This is a genomic window from Rhizobium leguminosarum (genome assembly GCF_001679785.1).
Taxonomy (GTDB): Bacteria; Pseudomonadota; Alphaproteobacteria; order Rhizobiales; family Rhizobiaceae; genus Rhizobium; species Rhizobium leguminosarum_R.
In genome coordinates, this window is record NZ_CP016287.1 from 380152 (window position 1) to 395704 (window position 15553).

The following is a 15553-nucleotide window of genomic DNA, read 5'->3' on the forward strand; positions in this document are numbered from 1 at the left end:
CGGTCACTGAGCGCGGTGATCCAGGAAGCCTATATCCAGGGCGTCTCGACCAGCTCTGTCGATGATCTGGTCAAGGCGATGGGGATGAGTGGCATCTCCAAAAGCCAGGTCTCCAGGCTTTGCGCCCCTTTCGGCAAATGCGAACATTTGCCTGCCGGGCAATGAGAGATCGACGACAAGGTGAAGGTCTTTCTTTCCCGGCCCATCGAAGGCGACTGGCCGTATCCCATTCTTCCATAGACGGGGAAACGCACCCTTCCTCAGAGCCGGCAGGAAGTCCTTAACTCCAGCCAGGCGGGCGATGGCGCGGCTGGTTATCTCCGTGGCCGACGCGCAAACGTGGGGGAAAGCGAGATTTGCGAAGGTCGAGGAATACCCCCGGCAAGACCGCCGCGACGCGTCAGCATCTTCACCAACACCGTTCTTGCCCAGTGTTGAGGGAGCGATGCGGGTAGGCCAAGGAGCCATTGAGGCCCCTTGGCCAGCAGCTTACAGGTGGCTGAAGAAATTATGGACCGCATTGCCAATCTGTTTGGCAACGGACTTGTCGCTCTGACCGATGGGATATTTCAGGAAGTGGTCGAGTTCCTTGCCGCTGACGCTGCCGCCGACGGAGGCCGAATGGTCGTCATAGCAGACCTTGACGCCGTTGCGGTTCTGACCGGTGTCAGCGTCCTGCGTCGTGTCGACCGGGCAGGTCGGCGGCGAGGAGGGCTGCTCCTCGGCTCGCACGTTCCCGTCGAACATGGCGATGGCGGCGAGGGCAGAGATGATGGAAAGCTTCATTATCGTTTCTCCTATAAGATAGTGAGGGGAGGCTTGTAGGCCAGCAGGCCTACTGGCAACGAACGCCCGTGCAGGTAGTGTCACCGCACTGATAGGTGACCTGCACGCAACGCTGCTTCTCAGGGAGAGGCGGCAGCGGAGTCGGCAGAACGAGAGGCTTGCTCTCGGACCGGCGGGAGCTGTCATTTGTGCCCGAACCGTCGGTCGGGCGCATTTCCATGGGCTGCCCCGCGGATGCATGCACCGCCGAAAAGGCAGTGATGACGACGCTGGCGACCAGCAGCGACGTGCGGAGATCTTTGCGGAAAAGGATCATTGTCTTTCCTTCCAAGTCTGAATTCCCGGTCTTCTCGGCGGGACGTCTTGTTGACGTGGAAAGAGTTTCGATCTAACGAACCGTCTTTTGGAGATACGAAACGTGGGCTTTGTTTTGATACCCCAAGGGTCGAAAGGAACGCAAAACGCCGCCCTGTTTAGAGGCGGCGTTTGATAATGAAGTGTGGTTTTAAGACGCTTTCGGCTTCGCTTCGTTCATGGCTCTCTCCTAGCTGACGACGATTTGGCCAACTCCAGCGTGGGCTGCGGTCACCAAAGGAAGGAGCCACGCCGTTGCAAACATTATACGCGAGACCAGTTTCACCATCAATGTCCTCCATTAACCGTTGTTCATGGAGAAAGCCTATCTCGAAAGCAGGTGCGTGGGGAGCGCAGTTTTGATACCCTACTTCGGCGAAACCACGCTGTCCGGATCGAAGGTACCGGAACTCGGATCGAACGCGGCTTTGATTGGATGGAAGGCGTTTCTGTGGAACTCCTCAGCTAGGATTCCTATAGAGATTTGGTAACCCGCCTCAGTTGCCCGGCATTTCCACATGCCGAGCTGGGACATAGGGATGACGCGCCGATCTCTCAAGTAGGCCTTGTTGCTTACGTCGTATCTCTTCACAAGATCCGTCAGCTTGATTGACGTGCCTTTGTTTGATGCAACGTAACCCATCAACTCATGGTGCAGACCCATGGTTCTGTAGTCGACGGCAAATTTAATCTCTCTCTTGATGCCGCCGTCGACTCGAAGCACGTCCTTGCTTTTGAGCAGGTTGACCATATGCCGGATGCCGTTGTCGAAAAGGTGACACCTGAAGAAAAAGTCCCGGAGGTCCGTCAAAATCGGATCTTCCGTGTCACTGACCTTTTCCCACCAAGGTTCTGTCGAGAGAGATCCATCTGCTTGATAGAATTCTTTGTTAGTCTTCAGCCATGTCAATGTTGTTCGAGATGCCGATTGCACGTCCTTTCGTCGATCGGCCAATCGCCTGGCGGCCTCGGACGTTTTCTCTTTTATTTTCTCGAACTGCTCATTCTCGTCATCCAACTCGACTGGTGGCTCGTCTGGTGGCATGGGTCCTCCCTGTGGCGTAGCGTTGCGCGACCGATGTAATGAGGTCGCAACACCACGGCGAAATCAAGACCCAGCCAACGCATTCATTGCATCACGGTAGTCCCCGAAAAAGCGGCCGCCCCGAACGGGAACCGATCGCCTCCACCTTGGGAGGTTAACCGAGATGGCTTGACTGCAAATGCCATTTCCGACGACAGATCACGCAAAATCAGAGCGCATGAGGTTGCTCCAGCATTGAGGACGCTTTTTGAATGCTCGCCGAGCCGACGGGCGCGGCCGATTTTCGCAACCAGATCCAGTGTCGAGTCCCTTCCGGTTTCGGCAGCAGCTATCAGCGCGCTCGACCGTCGGTGACCGACTTGCCGTTAGCGACGCCGTCATCGAATGCTAGCTTCTAATAGAGCTCGCGAGGAAAGCTCTAAGCTCGACGACGGCGATCGCGCTCGGGAACGCTTTGTATCCACGTCGCTGTAGTGTGCACGCCGGTAACTCCATAAATTGGAAGTGGGTCGCGATCGAAATCGAATTCCGTTCTCGGTCAAGAGGCTCCCAAGGCGGTTCCAAAACGGCAATTTTCGTCCAGGGAATCTTGACAAATGCTCTATGTTCTTTATTTGTTCTTATGTGGCGATATCGATAGCGTGTCGACCGCGATGAAGGGGGGCGTGTTCTGAGCAGCTTGGCTTTGGTGCATGAATAGTTTCTGAACGGTTCGGCGATAGGCAAACAGGATCGCAATCAGCTTGATCCGAGTGCCATGCCGTACAAACACAACGCCGATTGTCGTCATCACATCGCAAAGATGAACTTCAGGGTGACGAATTGGCCGGAGTACGAGGCAGGCCTGCGTCGGCGTGGCAGTCTTACACTGTGGATGACGCCGGAAGCATTGGCCAGATGGCATGCACCACGGCGAAAAACGCGAGGTGGTCAACCCCGCTATTCCGATCTTGCCATCGAAACGGCCCTGACCCTGGGCTGTGTGTTCGGAATGCGGCTGCGCCAGACCGAAGGGCTCATGAATTCGGTGTTCGATCTTATGGGACTTGAGATACCCGTCCCCGATCATACGACGCTGAGCCGTCGGGCACAAACGTGGAAGCTGCCGGCCCAACGAAACCCGCCTCTGCCGGACGGCCCGCTGCATGTGCTGGTCGACAGCACGGGGTTAAAGGTGTACGGCGCCGGGCAATGGCTTGAGGAGAAACATGGCGCCAGATCACGCCGCAACTGGCGCAAATTCCATCTGGCAGTGGATGCCAATAGTGGCGAGATCATTGCCCATAGGCTGACCGATCAGGGCACGGATGATCCTTCCCAGGTGGAGCCGTTGCTCAGCCAGATCGACGGCGAGATTGACCAGTTCACAGCCGACGGAGCCTATGATGGCAAGCCAACCTATCAGACGGTCCTGCAGCACAGCGCAACCGCGAACGTCGTCATTCCACCGCGTTCGACGGCGGTGGAAAGCAATGGTGATACAGGGCCACCTGATCAAAGAGACAAGCACATAGCGGCGATCGCAAAAGACGGTCGGCTGCAATGGCAGGCGGCCACCGGCTACGGCAAGCGTGCACGGATCGAAACCGCCATCGGGCGATACAAGGGGCTGATCGGGCGACGTGTGCGGGCTCGTTCGTTCGCCACCCAGCAGACAGAGGTCGCCATCGGTTGCATCGTTCTCAACCGCATGCTGGCATGTGGACGCCCGGAGTCTGTCCGGCGTCAAGTCAGGCAGGCATAACCGACAACATCAAAGGCCGAAATGCGTTCGGTTTCATATCCGCGCACCAACGCCTCATGAAACGCTTCAAGTCGGCACGCCAGCTTCAGCGGTTCGTTTCCATCCATGATCCGATTGTCAACCTGTTCCACTTTCCCCGCAATACGCTGTCATCGGCTCAACATCGAGACCTGCGTAACGCCGCCATGCAAATCTGGAACAAAATCGCGTGTGTCGCCGCAGCCTGACAGCCGTCCCGGCTAGCTATCGCCGCATCAATCCGCTGATGACTTTGCAGTGCCGCGCAGCGTACCCGGCACGGGTTGGTCGGTGAGAACAGCTCCGACGGCGGCGGCAGCATGCGACTGAGGCAGGAAGCCCGATTCCGAAATCAACGTGAGATGGGAAATCTTCGCGTCCGCCAGCAGTCCCAGCGCCCTGTCGAATCTCCCGGCCAACCAAGACGCGCCCGCGCGGACCCGGGACTGACACTCAGGTCGCCGGGACGGAGGCTTTCGGCTGCGCGATGACGAAGACGCTGAGCGCAACCTTGCCGATCCCGTAGGAAGACGTCGACGCGGGATGCGGTCGCCCTGCGTGTATATTAGAATTATTTTCTCCAATTGCGGGGTTCATTTAGCATCGATCGGAATGGTCCTCCCCATCGCTCATAGATATAGTCTATTAAGTTGATAGACTATATCTATGCCCTGGCCGAGTGCGCTTCGCAAAAAGGCCGATTTGTCGGATGGTTGCAATGGTCAAACAGGTGATCGAATACGCCGGCGTTCCCGTCGGCATCGTCGTTCCGGACAAGGACTTGCTGAAGTTCATCGCCGTGAAGTTTCATGTTCACGATCTCGACGGCCAGCACTTTGCCTCGCCCTCTGACGTGCTGCGGGCAATCCATAAACTCATGTCGGCATCCCGCACCAACGTCCCTCGCGCGGCGTGATTGAAGAGACCTCATGGGCAGACTGCGCCAATTTTTCCGCCTCTCGGCGCTGCGCGATGATCTGGAAACGAGGTTGCTTGCTCAAGAGTATCGCTCCCTGCTCCTCGATGACCATTTCGAAGACGGCACGGACAAGGAACTTCAATCGAAATGCGCGGAGCTCACAATCGAAATCTCGTCGCACCACTACAGGCACCGCCATTGAAAGAGGACGCCGAGGTGGCGTCCGCAAGTCCTCCTGTCCGTGGCGTTGGTGCGCGGATATGAAACCGAACGCATTTCGGCCTTTGATGTTGTCGGTTATGCCTGCCTGACTTGACGCCGGACAGACTCCGGGCGTCCACATGCCAGCATGCGGTTGAGAACGATGCAACCGATGGCGACCTCTGTCTGCTGGGTGGCGAACGAACGAGCCCGCACACGTCGCCCGATCAGCCCCTTGTATCGCCCGATGGCGGTTTCGATCCGTGCACGCTTGCCGTAGCCGGTGGCCGCCTGCCATTGCAGCCGACCGTCTTTTGCGATCGCCGCTATGTGCTTGTCTCTTTGATCAGGTGGCCCTGTATCACCATTGCTTTCCACCGCCGTCGAACGCGGTGGAATGACGACGTTCGCGGTTGCGCTGTGCTGCAGGACCGTCTGATAGGTTGGCTTGCCATCATAGGCTCCGTCGGCTGTGAACTGGTCAATCTCGCCGTCGATCTGGCTGAGCAACGGCTCCACCTGGGAAGGATCATCCGTGCCCTGATCGGTCAGCCTATGGGCAATGATCTCGCCACTATTGGCATCCACTGCCAGATGGAATTTGCGCCAGTTGCGGCGTGATCTGGCGCCATGTTTCTCCTCAAGCCATTGCCCGGCGCCGTACACCTTTAACCCCGTGCTGTCGACCAGCACATGCAGCGGGCCGTCCGGCAGAGGCGGGTTTCGTTGGGCCGGCAGCTTCCACGTTTGTGCCCGACGGCTCAGCGTCGTATGATCGGGGACGGGTATCTCAAGTCCCATAAGATCGAACACCGAATTCATGAGCCCTTCGGTCTGGCGCAGCCGCATTCCGAACACACAGCCCAGGGTCAGGGCCGTTTCGATGGCAAGATCGGAATAGCGGGGTTGACCACCTCGCGTTTTTCGCCGTGGTGCATGCCATCTGGCCAATGCTTCCGGCGTCATCCACAGTGTAAGACTGCCACGCCGACGCAGGCCTGCCTCGTACTCCGGCCAATTCGTCACCCTGAAGTTCATCTTTGCGATGTGATGACGACAATCGGCGTTGTGTTTGTACGGCATGGCACTCGGATCAAGCTGATTGCGATCCTGTTTGCCTATCGCCGAACCGTTCAGAAACTATTCATGCACCAAAGCCGTTTCATGATCCTTTCGCGTCGTCGGGTCGGCTGGTGCGAATTTTCCGCTCGATTATTGAGGCCTTTGTGCGACCGGTGTTCGACACCGGGCATGCGGTCGCGCCTGGCGGCATCATAGGACCGGAGTTTGTCGGTGATCATGACCCGTGGTGTCTGCCCTTGAGCCTTCAGCAACTTACGCATCAGACGCTTTGCCGCCTTGGCATTTCGGCGGCTTTGCACCAGCACTTCGAGGACGAAGCCGTCCTGATCGACCGCACGCCAGAGCCACTGCTTCTTGCCATTGATGGCCACCACACATTCGTCGAGATGCCATTTGTCGCCCAGGTAGCCGGCTGACCGTCGCTTGATCTCCCGGGCAAAATGCCGTCCGAATTTCTCCGCCCAGCTTCGAATGGTCTGATGCGTGACGATGATGCCGCGGGCCGCCAGCATGTCCTCAACCATGCGCAGGCTGAGCGGAAAGCGAAAGTAGAACCATACCGCGTGCGCAATGATCTCAGCGGGATACGGGAAGCTGCAAGCACTCGCGGTGCTGTGAAGCTGCCGAAGAGCGTAGTGCGGGAAATCCGCACGCTACGTTCTGTGGGAACCGGAGGCGGGTGACTGCCTCCGGTGACCCGGTCGTGGGGGTGAAACTCCCCCGCGCCACTCGCCTGGTCGTGACGATCGGCGGACGCAAACACTGGCTCTGGCGCGCCGTCGATCAGGACGGCTACGTTCTCGACGAGATCGTCCAGACCCGCCGCAACACCAAGGCTGCCAAGCGTCTGCTAACGCGGTTGATGAAGAAGCAGGGATGTCTGCCGAAGCGGATCATCACCGACAAGCTTCGCTCTTATGGCGCAGCACGGCGGCATGTGATGCCCACCGTCGAGCATCGATCACACAAGGGGCTGAACAACCGCGCCGAAAACTCGCATCTTCCTCTGCGGAAACGGGAGCGGATCATGCAGTGATTTCGCTCGCCGGGTTCGCTGCAACGTTTCGTCAGTGTGTTCTCCGCAATCCGAAATCTCTTCGTCCCCGCACGCTCCAACCACTCTGCCACCGCTGTTCATCTGCATCGCCTCACGGCGATGGCACATTGGAAGGCGGTCACCGCGACAGCGGCCTGATCCAACCAGCATGCCGAAAGCTTACTTGATCGAGTTAACCTGACATCACCCTCTGATCGTCAGGCGCCTTCGTTAATCGTGGGTGATCGCCGAGGCTAGCCACCTTCCATCGGAAATGATGCGCGCTATCTTCGGCAGGCGCCGGGCGGGTCGCAGCCAGCCTCCACCATCACACAATCTATCGAAGTCCACAAAACGTGTTCTGCACACGGTCGACGCAACTGCCTCATCTGGCTAAAACGTCAGCATGAGCGATTCTACAGACCAGAAAAAAGAAGACGAATGGCCGGCGAAACCGCCGCTTCCAAAGGGCGAGAAATTTTTCGACCCATGGGAGGAGGAATTTCGCCGCGCTTACAGGCCGGAGACGTTCGAGTTCTAGAGTTGCAGGCGGCCCGAATGCGTCAGCTTGCTGGCGCGCATCAAGAAATGGCGCTCACTTGCGCCATGAAAGCCGCTGGTGATTCACGGATCACGCTATCAGATGTACGCCGAACGAGAGGGCAAATCGATGATCGAGATACCGCGTTTCGGCGCTCGCAAAGAGCCAGACCAGACATGGACAATATTCGACGGACGCACCGGCCAGGTAGCTGAGCGGTCCGGCCTCATCATGGCTCGCCTGAGCAGCAATGTTGTTCTGGGGCTGATCCAGATCCTCGAGCAGATTGAGGATGCGCCGAAGCGCATCCATTGATGACCACTCCCGACACAGCCACCCTACTTGAGGACGCCGCCGATCGGATCGCAGATATCTCTCGTGCTGCCCACTCCATCAGCTTCCGGGCTAGCTCGACCTTGTCACGGACTGCAGCTGAGCTTTCCCCAGGTGGTGCGGCCGCGAGGGCAGCGACCACTCGGTGGGTTGTCACGATCGATCCTCGCATTGCGCAACCAGTGAACGGTACGGAGGGTCGTCCCCGACGGGTAAGCGACCCCATCGTCTCAATTCCAGAGACAAGGGGTCTGGCACTCGATCACGAGCTCTCCGCCGTCCAATCGCAAGGTCGGTTGGAAGTGCAGGTCTTTCGCAGGTATTGGTCGTTCGGCTCTTTCTACGAAAGACAGAGACGGAGAAGCCGCTGCGTTCCGCCTACCTACAGCCGGGCCTTGGATAGATTGAAGAGGTAGTTATACTCGTTGAACGGCACCCCCTTACCAAAGTCATAGGTCTCAAGGGTGCTCCGCGCTTCGGGCGTCAGGTCGAGCCAGGAGATTGCAGGCTGCATCGCGCCTTTATATTTAGTATCCATCAACGACGGGTTGAGCGGGAAGGGCCGCTCATAGGCGACCAGGGGATGCGTTCCTTCCAGCTGCGGACTATTCTCCCGGTCGTAATACCCACGGTCCGAGTAGCTGACTGAGATGATCCGTGACTGGCTGTCACAAGCCTCGGTCCAGACGATGATATTCTGCCAACCATGCCGGTGCCCCAGGTTACCAGGTCCGTCGACGTTCTGCTCCTTAGGAAAGTACCAAGCGTACATATTTGCGCACTGGCCCCTGAACATTTGCGCTCTGCCGTAGACCTGTCCGGTGCTTTTTGAGCAATGGCCATCCATCGCACCCGAGGGTCTTAGACCGCCGCTTACGTTTCCGGCGGCATCAACGGCCGGGAAAGGGACACAGCCGGTAAAGACTTTGAGGAAGGGCTGGAAAGTCTTGAGCAAGCTGTCGGCGGAGCTGTCGGGAAACCCTTGCACCTTATCGTGATCAAGCACATCAGCCGCGGCCGCCTTCGACAGTTCGCAAAGGATGATTACCGTGGTTAGCAGCGTTCGCAGGCTGCGTGGGAAGTTGAACACTATTTGCTTCCTTCTAGTTGTCTTGTAAGCGCCAATTGGCGTCATACGGGAGCTGGAGATCAGCAGTGTGGTAATGACTACCTAATTCGCATCTATTCGTTCGAAGCCGCGATTGGGTACGCCTTTTGGAATCCCCCGCATCATATCGAGCAGCTCTTCCATCGCGCCGCACGCTGAGTCTCATTCTGATTGATCCTCATCCGGATTGAGCTTGCACTGCTGGATGTAGATATATGCGGTTCGCGCGTTGATTTTGTTAATGAAGAACGCGTCTTGGAAGCTGTCCTCGCACCCTATGATTTCAGGCTGCGCATTTAACCTGTCCACGTAATCTTTGATTTCAACGGTGCACACTGTTTCAGGCTGATCGGCGGCGATCTTAAGGTTGTAAGGCCATTCGCCGTCCAAGACCGAGTTTCCTTCACAGGTCGGCGTCCTCACCTCAATGTGCAATGGCGCGGCATCGTTGAAAGCTAAGGATACATCGGGAATGTCGGACAACTGGCAGACCATTTGTCTGTTGATGCCCAGATGTCTGCATAGCCCGCTCAGCGTGGCGTTTCCATAAAGGGTGAGAGCCTGGTGCGTTGCAACGTCAGCCAAAGTTTCACTGGCATAGCTGCAGGAGAAAGCGGAGAAGAGTAAAACAAATCCGCTGATCTTTTTCATGCGCGACATTAAAACTCCATCGTAAGAAGAGCCACTGCGGTCGCAGTGTGGATGCGGCGGCCGTTCCGCCGTCTCGCAATAGCTCTCAAGATTTGTGCCAAGCCGGTCGATTGGCTGTCGAACATTTATTTGCTGCTATTCCAATGGTGTAGGCGGAAAATGCGGACTTGGGGGAAGAAGAATGCGTGTCGCGGAACCGACAACGGTGACCACGATGTCGTAAGTTGATTGTCAGCGTTGGTGCATGGATCCTTTGTCAAAGGTTTGGCGATAGGCAGGCAGGATCGAAATCAGTTTGATCCGAGTGCCATGCCGTACAAACACAACGCCGATCGTCGTCATCACGTCGGAAAGATGAAATTCAGGGTGACGAATTGGCGTGACTACGAAGCAGGTCTGCGCCGGCGTGGTAGCCTGACCTTATGGGTAACGCCGGAGGCACTGGCAGGATGGCGCTCTCCGCGACGCAAGACCCGCGGCGGCCAAGCCCAGTATTCCGATCTCGCCATTGAGACTGCGCTGACGCTGGGTTGCGTCTTCGCAATGCGGCTGCGCCAGACCGAGGGATTGCTCCACTCGCTGCTGGATCTCATGGGGCTGAAAGTCCCAGTTCCAGATCATACGACGCTGAGCCGTCGGACACAGAAGTGGGAGCCATCAGCCCGACGAAACCCGCCGCTGCCGGACGGCCCGCTGCATGTGCTTGTCGATAGCACGGGATTGAAAGTCTACGGCGCCGGGCAGTGGCTGGAGCAAAAACATGGCGCCAGATCACGTCGCAACTGGCGCAAGCTGCATCTGGCAGTGGATGCCAAAAGTGGCGCGATCATTGCCCATGGGCTGACAGACCAGAAAACGGATGATCCTTCCCAGGTGGCACCGCTGCTCGATCAGATCGACGGCGAGATCGACCAGTTCACGGCCGACGGAGCCTATGACGGCAAACCAACCTATCGGTCTATCCTGCAGCACAGCGCAACCGCGAACATCGTCATTCCACCGCGTTCCACGGCGGTGGAAAGCGGTGATACCGGACCGCCTGGTCAAAGGGACAAGCACATTGCCGCAATCGCAAGCGACGGTCGGCTGAAATGGCAGGCAGCCGCCGGCTAAATCCGTATCGATCGGCCGTAGTGCTCTTGACGTGTGGCTCCGCAAGCGGGGCTGGACCTTTAAAAAAAGACCGCACATGCACTGGAGCAGGAGCGAGACGACCTTTTGAGCCGGCGTCAGGAATGGTTTGATGGCCAGCTCGATCTCGATCCCGCCAAACTGGTTTTTATCGATGAGACCGGTCTTTCCACGAAGATGGCTCGACTGCGCGGGCGATCCCTATGCGGACAACGCTGCCGGTCGGCCGTTCCCCACGGACACTGGAAAACCACGACCTTTACAGGCGCGCTCAGGCTTTCCGGCATGACGGCACCGATGGTTCTCGACGGCCCGATGAACGGTGCGGCATTCTTGGCCTACGTCGAACAGGTTCTCGTGCCGACGCTCAGTTCGGGTGATACTGTCATCATGGATAACCTGCCGGCTCACAAAGCCGATGGTATCCGCCAGGCCATCGAAGCTGCTGGCGGCAGGCTGCTCTATCTCCCGCCCTACAGTCCCGACTTTAACCCCATTGAAATGGCCTTTTCCAAACTTAAAGCGCTTCTGTGCGCAAGAGCCGAGCGCTCCGTTGACGCCTTGTGGGATACCGTCGGCAAAATCGTCACGCTCTTCAAACCGCAGGAATGTGCAAACTACTTCGCAGCAGCCGGATATGACCCCGATTAAAATGGACGTGCTCTAGGACCGGCCAAGCCTTGGTCGGAGGCAGGCGTACTGCTTGCTCACCAGCGTGAGAAACTCACGGATCCGGAAGAAGTTGGGACAAGAACGGCTCAGTTGCTGTTGTCCCCAACTCAGTCGTATCGTTAGTTTCGAAGGTGAAAATGCATGCTAATTTCTCGATCTCCCCAGCCCTCGTGGACCAGAAGTTTTGAACTTCTTGCCGTGACTTGAACACGTACGGCGAGGAATCCTGGTATAGAAAGGTGAGAGCCCCGATATCCGAGGGAGCCACTTTCATCGGACTCGACGCCTTGAAACTTATACCGATGGGTTCGAGCGTTGTGTCGCTCCTGTCAGACCCACGGCACCGCAGGGATGTACCGACAATAATCGGTGCAGCGGATCCGTTCTGAATGACGAGGTTGATCGAGAATGATGGTTGCGAATTATCCATTCCGAAGACCGGCATTGTTACTCGGCCATTCACTTCAGAGTCTTTCGAGCATCCGTCTACACTCGACTGATCAGTCTGATCAAGAAGCGGCTTCGCGCGCTGTATGGGAACGATGAAATAGAGATCACTTCCCGCGCCTGCTGTTGTCCGTTCTCCGCGAAAGATGCCGGTCAGTTTCCCGTTGGCGTCAAAGACTGGAGAGCCGCTATCTCCCACGGTGAAGTTCATATCACTGGTCTGAACCCGATTCGGCTGGACATCGCTTGCGGTGCCGGATCGAATGCTGATGTTCTCGCCGAAGGGGAATCCGAGACTGTAGATCCGGTCTCCGCCTTTTAGGGGTGCTTCGCGCACGCAGGTCGTGTCGGCGACCCGGACGGCATCTGACTTGAATGCGAGCAGTAGCAGATGCAGCCTGCCGCCAGCAGCTTCGATGGCCTGGCGGATACCATCGGCTTTGTGAGCCGGCAGGTTATCCATGATGACAGTATCACCCGAACTGAGCGTCGGCACGAGAACCTGTTCGACGTAGGCCAAGAATGCCGCACCGTTCATCGGGCCGTCGAGAACCATCGGTGCCGTCATGCCGGAAAGCCTGAGCGCGCCTGTAAAGGTCGTGGTTTTCCAGTGTCCGTGGGGAACGGCCGACCGGCAGCGTTGTCCGCATAGGGATCGCCCGCGCAGTCGAGCCATCTTCGTGGAAAGACCGGTCTCATCGATAAAAACCAGTTTGGCGGGATCGAGATCGAGCTGGCCATCAAACCATTCCTGACGCCGGCTCAAAAGGTCGTCTCGCTCCTGCTCCAGTGCATGTGCGGTCTTTTTTTAAAGGTCCAGCCCCGCTTGCGGAGCCACACGTCAAGAGCACTACGGCCGATCGATACGGATTTATCCGTGCTCAGGCGCAGGACCATCTCGTTGAGCGTGATGTCCTTCTCCACATCGATCAAGCCGATGATAAATGCCTCATGCGCATCCAGCCTGGAGCCAGAACGTCGGCCTTGTTTGCCTGCGGTCAATTGACCCTGTCGCGCATTGGCGATCCAGGCAATGGCCGTCGAAATCCCAATCCCAAACCGCGCCGCCGCCGAGCGTGCAGACATCCCGTCTGCAGAAGCCGCCAGAACACGGCTGCGAAGATCATCGCTTAATGCACGTGACATCCCTATCTCCCTGACTCGAAGGCAACGAATCACGGCAAACAGCGACTGTCATCTCAATTCCGATTCCGCGTTCAACGGACGCGCTCTAGCGGCAGCCGGCGATCTGGTTCACCTGAATTCCTTCACAGGCAACATCCCGAAATGCGGCGCTCTTTCGAGTGGGCGAATTGCCAACAACCTGCCGGACGATTTCCGTCAACAGCCTCCCGCTTCGATATTTTGCGACGAGGTTGACCTCCTGAGAAGACAGGGCCCTCTCGTCGATCTCCTCAAGGTGCACGAGCCGGTCGATCGCATCGACGGCATGTATTTTGCGCTCAGCGACTCCGATTTCATTCGAGCGCTTTGCGGGGTCGCGTCTGGAAGATTACATCACCTGCGTCTTCTCGGGGGAGGGGAGGAGGGCGCCGACTGGGTGGACCGTCTGAAGACGTGTATTGGCCGAAAACTCCCGGGAGTAAAAGTTGCGGCACAGACAACAGGCCAGATTCTCGGCATCAGTTCGTTTCATCCAAAATTCCTGCTGTTGAGCGGCGACGGCAATCCTCGTGCAGATCTCATCATCAGCAGTGGCAATCCGACCCGCCGATCACCAAACAACCTCGATGATTATCTGTCGCTATCGATATCAAAGCAGGGCCGTCTTTTCCTCTGGCACCAATGCGTTTCCGAAGCATTAACCGTGGAGGGTTCAAGAGCCGACGCGGCAACGATGGAGGACGCCTACCGCCGATGTTCGCTCGCCCATCTTTCCTCTGCGGACGAAGAAACGCTTCCATATCTTCTGCCGTTCGATCGCCAAGCCTTCCTCTCTCAATTTGCCTTTTGGGCTGGAAGGGCAGACCATATCGATGTCATCTCACAAGGCTATAATTCACTCGATCTAGCTAATATCCTGAAGACCGCGGCCGAGTCCGGCACCAAAGTTCGTATGGTCCGCGACGATGACCTTCTTATATCCGGCAGCCCGGCCGTCGAGGGTGAGGTCTTGAATTCAATCGAGGAGTACTATGCCTGGGATCGCCGCGTCTGTGGGCCTAACGTTTCCACCAAATTCCTGCTTACAAATAGTTCTGTGAACTATCTGCATTCGAAATTCGCCGTATTCTCGGCTCAATTCGGCAAGGTTGCTTTATTCGGATCGGCAAATTTAACCCACGCTGCGCTGCATTCAAATATCGAGAATGTCTATTTCAGCCGTAATCCGGAGGTGGCTTCGAAATTTCAAGAATATTACAACCATCTGTGGGACAACTTTGCGTTGACTGCTCCAGAAACAAATAGCATTCTCGGGAAGATTGGACCTTTCGTTTCTGCAAGGAGGATAGACTACGATGAGTGTAACAACTGATGTCCAGGCCTCGCTCGTCCGGCTCAATGACGATCTGTCGGAAAACCTCGCAAAAGCTTCTTCCGACGCAGAGTGTACGACAGCGCTTCTGTCAAACGCGGTCGGATTGCATGGGCTTTTCCTGAAAGTAAAGCCGTTTCAGCAGGAGCTGACGACGTCGGGCGCCTGGAAGGTCATCAGCGGTGGTGAGATTTTCGCTCAATCTGCCGTGCCGTCATTCCTAAAGCTGATCGCCGCGCAGGTGAAGGCGGACGCAATCGGCAGCTCGAATGCCTCCGTCCTCACGTCGTCGGGCGACGAAGGCCCATGGGCAAAAACTGAAGAATACCTGAAGGAGCTGGGGAAAAACCTCGAGGAAAATTGGGACAAAGCCGGCGCGATGATTGAGCAATATGAGAAAGATGCGAGAGATTGGTATAATAGCCAGCTGGATTGGCTGGAGAAAGAAATAAGGGACTTTGGAAAAGACGACCCAGGTAATCAGGGCGGTGGCAAACCGTAGGGCAATGGTCAGCTGTGGGAAGTCTGCGGGTATGCCAATAGCGCCAAAATTCCATCTAATTCCTCTGGCACGGCGCTTCAGCGCTTCCGTTTCAATTTGGAACTCTGTTGCAGCCGCTTTGCTTAACGACTTTATTCAAATACGACCCGCGCTTTAGACAAAGCAAATCAAGGAGCAGGGGACTGAATGAGTATCGAACCAGAAACGACCGTCGCGGTCGTTGGGTTTGTTGAAAAGATGGCTCCGGACAGCATGCGACAGGTCGATAGTTCGGCGTGATCTCCTGAGGAAGATCCGTCGTCTTCTCACGGCGCCTGTGCAATTCACCGCGGCCTACCAGGATCGCCTTAAGGCTTACATTGAAGGGCGATCCATAAGGTGCCGGAATCGCGACTGGTAAAGCCAGTCGACTCACTTGCTTCTCCAATAGCTGAAAAACTTCGTTTTTAGTCTGAAGGGATCCGATAACCGATCTCATCATCAAC

At 56.8% G+C, this 15553-nt stretch carries 13 protein-coding genes and 9 pseudogenes; 11 read left to right on the forward strand and 11 right to left on the reverse strand.

Going from position 1 to position 15553, the window contains the following annotated elements:
* Positions 1-225: pseudogene (locus BA011_RS42185) on the forward strand (transposase); the annotation flags it as partial.
* Positions 226-489: 264 nt separating this feature from the next.
* On the opposite strand, the gene BA011_RS26195 reads toward BA011_RS42185, so the two are convergent.
* From BA011_RS26195 to BA011_RS45255, 4 genes and pseudogenes are all read right to left on the reverse strand, one after another.
* Positions 490-786 carry a hypothetical protein gene (locus BA011_RS26195; RefSeq protein ID WP_065282930.1) on the reverse strand — a complete coding sequence of 99 codons (297 nt, stop codon included), beginning with the start codon at positions 784-786 and terminating at the stop codon, positions 490-492.
* A gap of 49 nt (positions 787-835) precedes the next feature.
* Positions 836-1102 carry a hypothetical protein gene (locus tag BA011_RS26200; RefSeq protein WP_065282931.1) on the reverse strand — a complete coding sequence of 89 codons (267 nt, stop codon included), beginning with the start codon at positions 1100-1102 and terminating at the stop codon, positions 836-838.
* A gap of 405 nt (positions 1103-1507) precedes the next feature.
* Positions 1508-2185, reverse strand: coding sequence for a hypothetical protein (locus BA011_RS26205; protein WP_065282932.1), 678 nt, complete (start codon positions 2183-2185; stop codon positions 1508-1510).
* A gap of 191 nt (positions 2186-2376) precedes the next feature.
* Positions 2377-2573 (reverse strand): annotated as a pseudogene (locus tag BA011_RS45255) (DAK2 domain-containing protein); the annotation flags it as partial.
* 369 nt (positions 2574-2942) lie between these two features.
* Between BA011_RS45255 and BA011_RS26215 the strand changes: the two are divergent.
* The 4 genes and pseudogenes from BA011_RS26215 to BA011_RS44450 all read left to right on the forward strand — a co-directional run bounded on the left by BA011_RS26215 (position 2943) and on the right by BA011_RS44450 (position 5068).
* On the forward strand, positions 2943-3929 hold the full coding sequence (locus tag BA011_RS26215; protein ID WP_151343573.1) for an IS5 family transposase: 987 nt from the start codon (positions 2943-2945) through the stop codon (positions 3927-3929).
* A gap of 50 nt (positions 3930-3979) precedes the next feature.
* Positions 3980-4156: pseudogene (locus BA011_RS42195) on the forward strand (IS6 family transposase); the annotation flags it as partial.
* A gap of 509 nt (positions 4157-4665) precedes the next feature.
* Positions 4666-4863, forward strand: coding sequence for a hypothetical protein (locus BA011_RS26220; protein WP_065282934.1), 198 nt, complete (start codon positions 4666-4668; stop codon positions 4861-4863).
* A gap of 13 nt (positions 4864-4876) precedes the next feature.
* A complete protein-coding gene (locus tag BA011_RS44450; protein ID WP_065282935.1) occupies positions 4877-5068 on the forward strand; it encodes a hypothetical protein in 192 nt (63 codons plus the stop codon).
* 95 nt (positions 5069-5163) lie between these two features.
* Here the strand turns inward: BA011_RS44450 and BA011_RS26230 are convergent, their stop codons facing one another.
* Positions 5164-6150: an IS5 family transposase gene (locus tag BA011_RS26230; protein ID WP_151343573.1), complete on the reverse strand. Its 987-nt coding sequence runs from the start codon at positions 6148-6150 to the stop codon at positions 5164-5166.
* Between the two features lie 74 nt (positions 6151-6224).
* Positions 6225-6725 (reverse strand): annotated as a pseudogene (locus tag BA011_RS26235) (IS6 family transposase); the annotation flags it as partial.
* 158 nt (positions 6726-6883) lie between these two features.
* On the opposite strand from BA011_RS26235, the pseudogene BA011_RS26240 reads away from it, so the two are divergent.
* Positions 6884-7345 (forward strand): annotated as a pseudogene (locus tag BA011_RS26240) (IS6 family transposase); the annotation flags it as partial.
* 472 nt (positions 7346-7817) lie between these two features.
* On the opposite strand, the gene BA011_RS44455 reads toward BA011_RS26240, so the two are convergent.
* Positions 7818-8039 carry a hypothetical protein gene (locus BA011_RS44455; protein ID WP_065282936.1) on the reverse strand — a complete coding sequence of 74 codons (222 nt, stop codon included), beginning with the start codon at positions 8037-8039 and terminating at the stop codon, positions 7818-7820.
* A 2-nt stretch (positions 8040-8041) separates the two neighbouring features.
* On the opposite strand from BA011_RS44455, the pseudogene BA011_RS45260 reads away from it, so the two are divergent.
* Positions 8042-8117, forward strand: a pseudogene (locus tag BA011_RS45260) (CopG family transcriptional regulator); the annotation flags it as partial.
* 325 nt (positions 8118-8442) lie between these two features.
* On the opposite strand, the gene BA011_RS26250 reads toward BA011_RS45260, so the two are convergent.
* Positions 8443-9153, reverse strand: coding sequence for an NPP1 family protein (locus BA011_RS26250; protein ID WP_065283530.1), 711 nt, complete (start codon positions 9151-9153; stop codon positions 8443-8445).
* Positions 9154-9330: 177 nt separating this feature from the next.
* Positions 9331-9828: a hypothetical protein gene (locus BA011_RS26255; RefSeq protein WP_065282937.1), complete on the reverse strand. Its 498-nt coding sequence runs from the start codon at positions 9826-9828 to the stop codon at positions 9331-9333.
* Between the two features lie 300 nt (positions 9829-10128).
* Here BA011_RS26255 and BA011_RS26260 point away from each other — a divergent pair.
* Positions 10129-10929 (forward strand): annotated as a pseudogene (locus tag BA011_RS26260) (IS5 family transposase); the annotation flags it as partial.
* A gap of 1 nt (position 10930) precedes the next feature.
* Positions 10931-11601: pseudogene (locus tag BA011_RS26265) on the forward strand (IS630 family transposase); the annotation flags it as partial.
* A gap of 73 nt (positions 11602-11674) precedes the next feature.
* Here the strand turns inward: BA011_RS26265 and BA011_RS45265 are convergent.
* On the reverse strand, positions 11675-12406 hold the full coding sequence (locus BA011_RS45265) for a S1 family peptidase (RefSeq protein ID WP_237352752.1): 732 nt from the start codon (positions 12404-12406) through the stop codon (positions 11675-11677).
* A gap of 48 nt (positions 12407-12454) precedes the next feature.
* A pseudogene (locus BA011_RS42225) lies at positions 12455-13215 on the reverse strand (IS630 family transposase); the annotation flags it as partial.
* Here BA011_RS42225 and BA011_RS26285 point away from each other — a divergent pair.
* A complete protein-coding gene (locus tag BA011_RS26285; protein ID WP_151343577.1) occupies positions 13103-14566 on the forward strand; it encodes a phospholipase D-like domain-containing protein in 1464 nt (487 codons plus the stop codon). The pseudogene BA011_RS42225 and the gene BA011_RS26285 sit on opposite strands and share 113 nt — an antisense overlap.
* Positions 14550-15068: a hypothetical protein gene (locus BA011_RS26290; protein WP_065282941.1), complete on the forward strand. Its 519-nt coding sequence runs from the start codon at positions 14550-14552 to the stop codon at positions 15066-15068. Before BA011_RS26285 ends, BA011_RS26290 begins: the two co-directional genes overlap by 17 nt.
* Positions 15069-15553 lie beyond the last annotated feature (485 nt).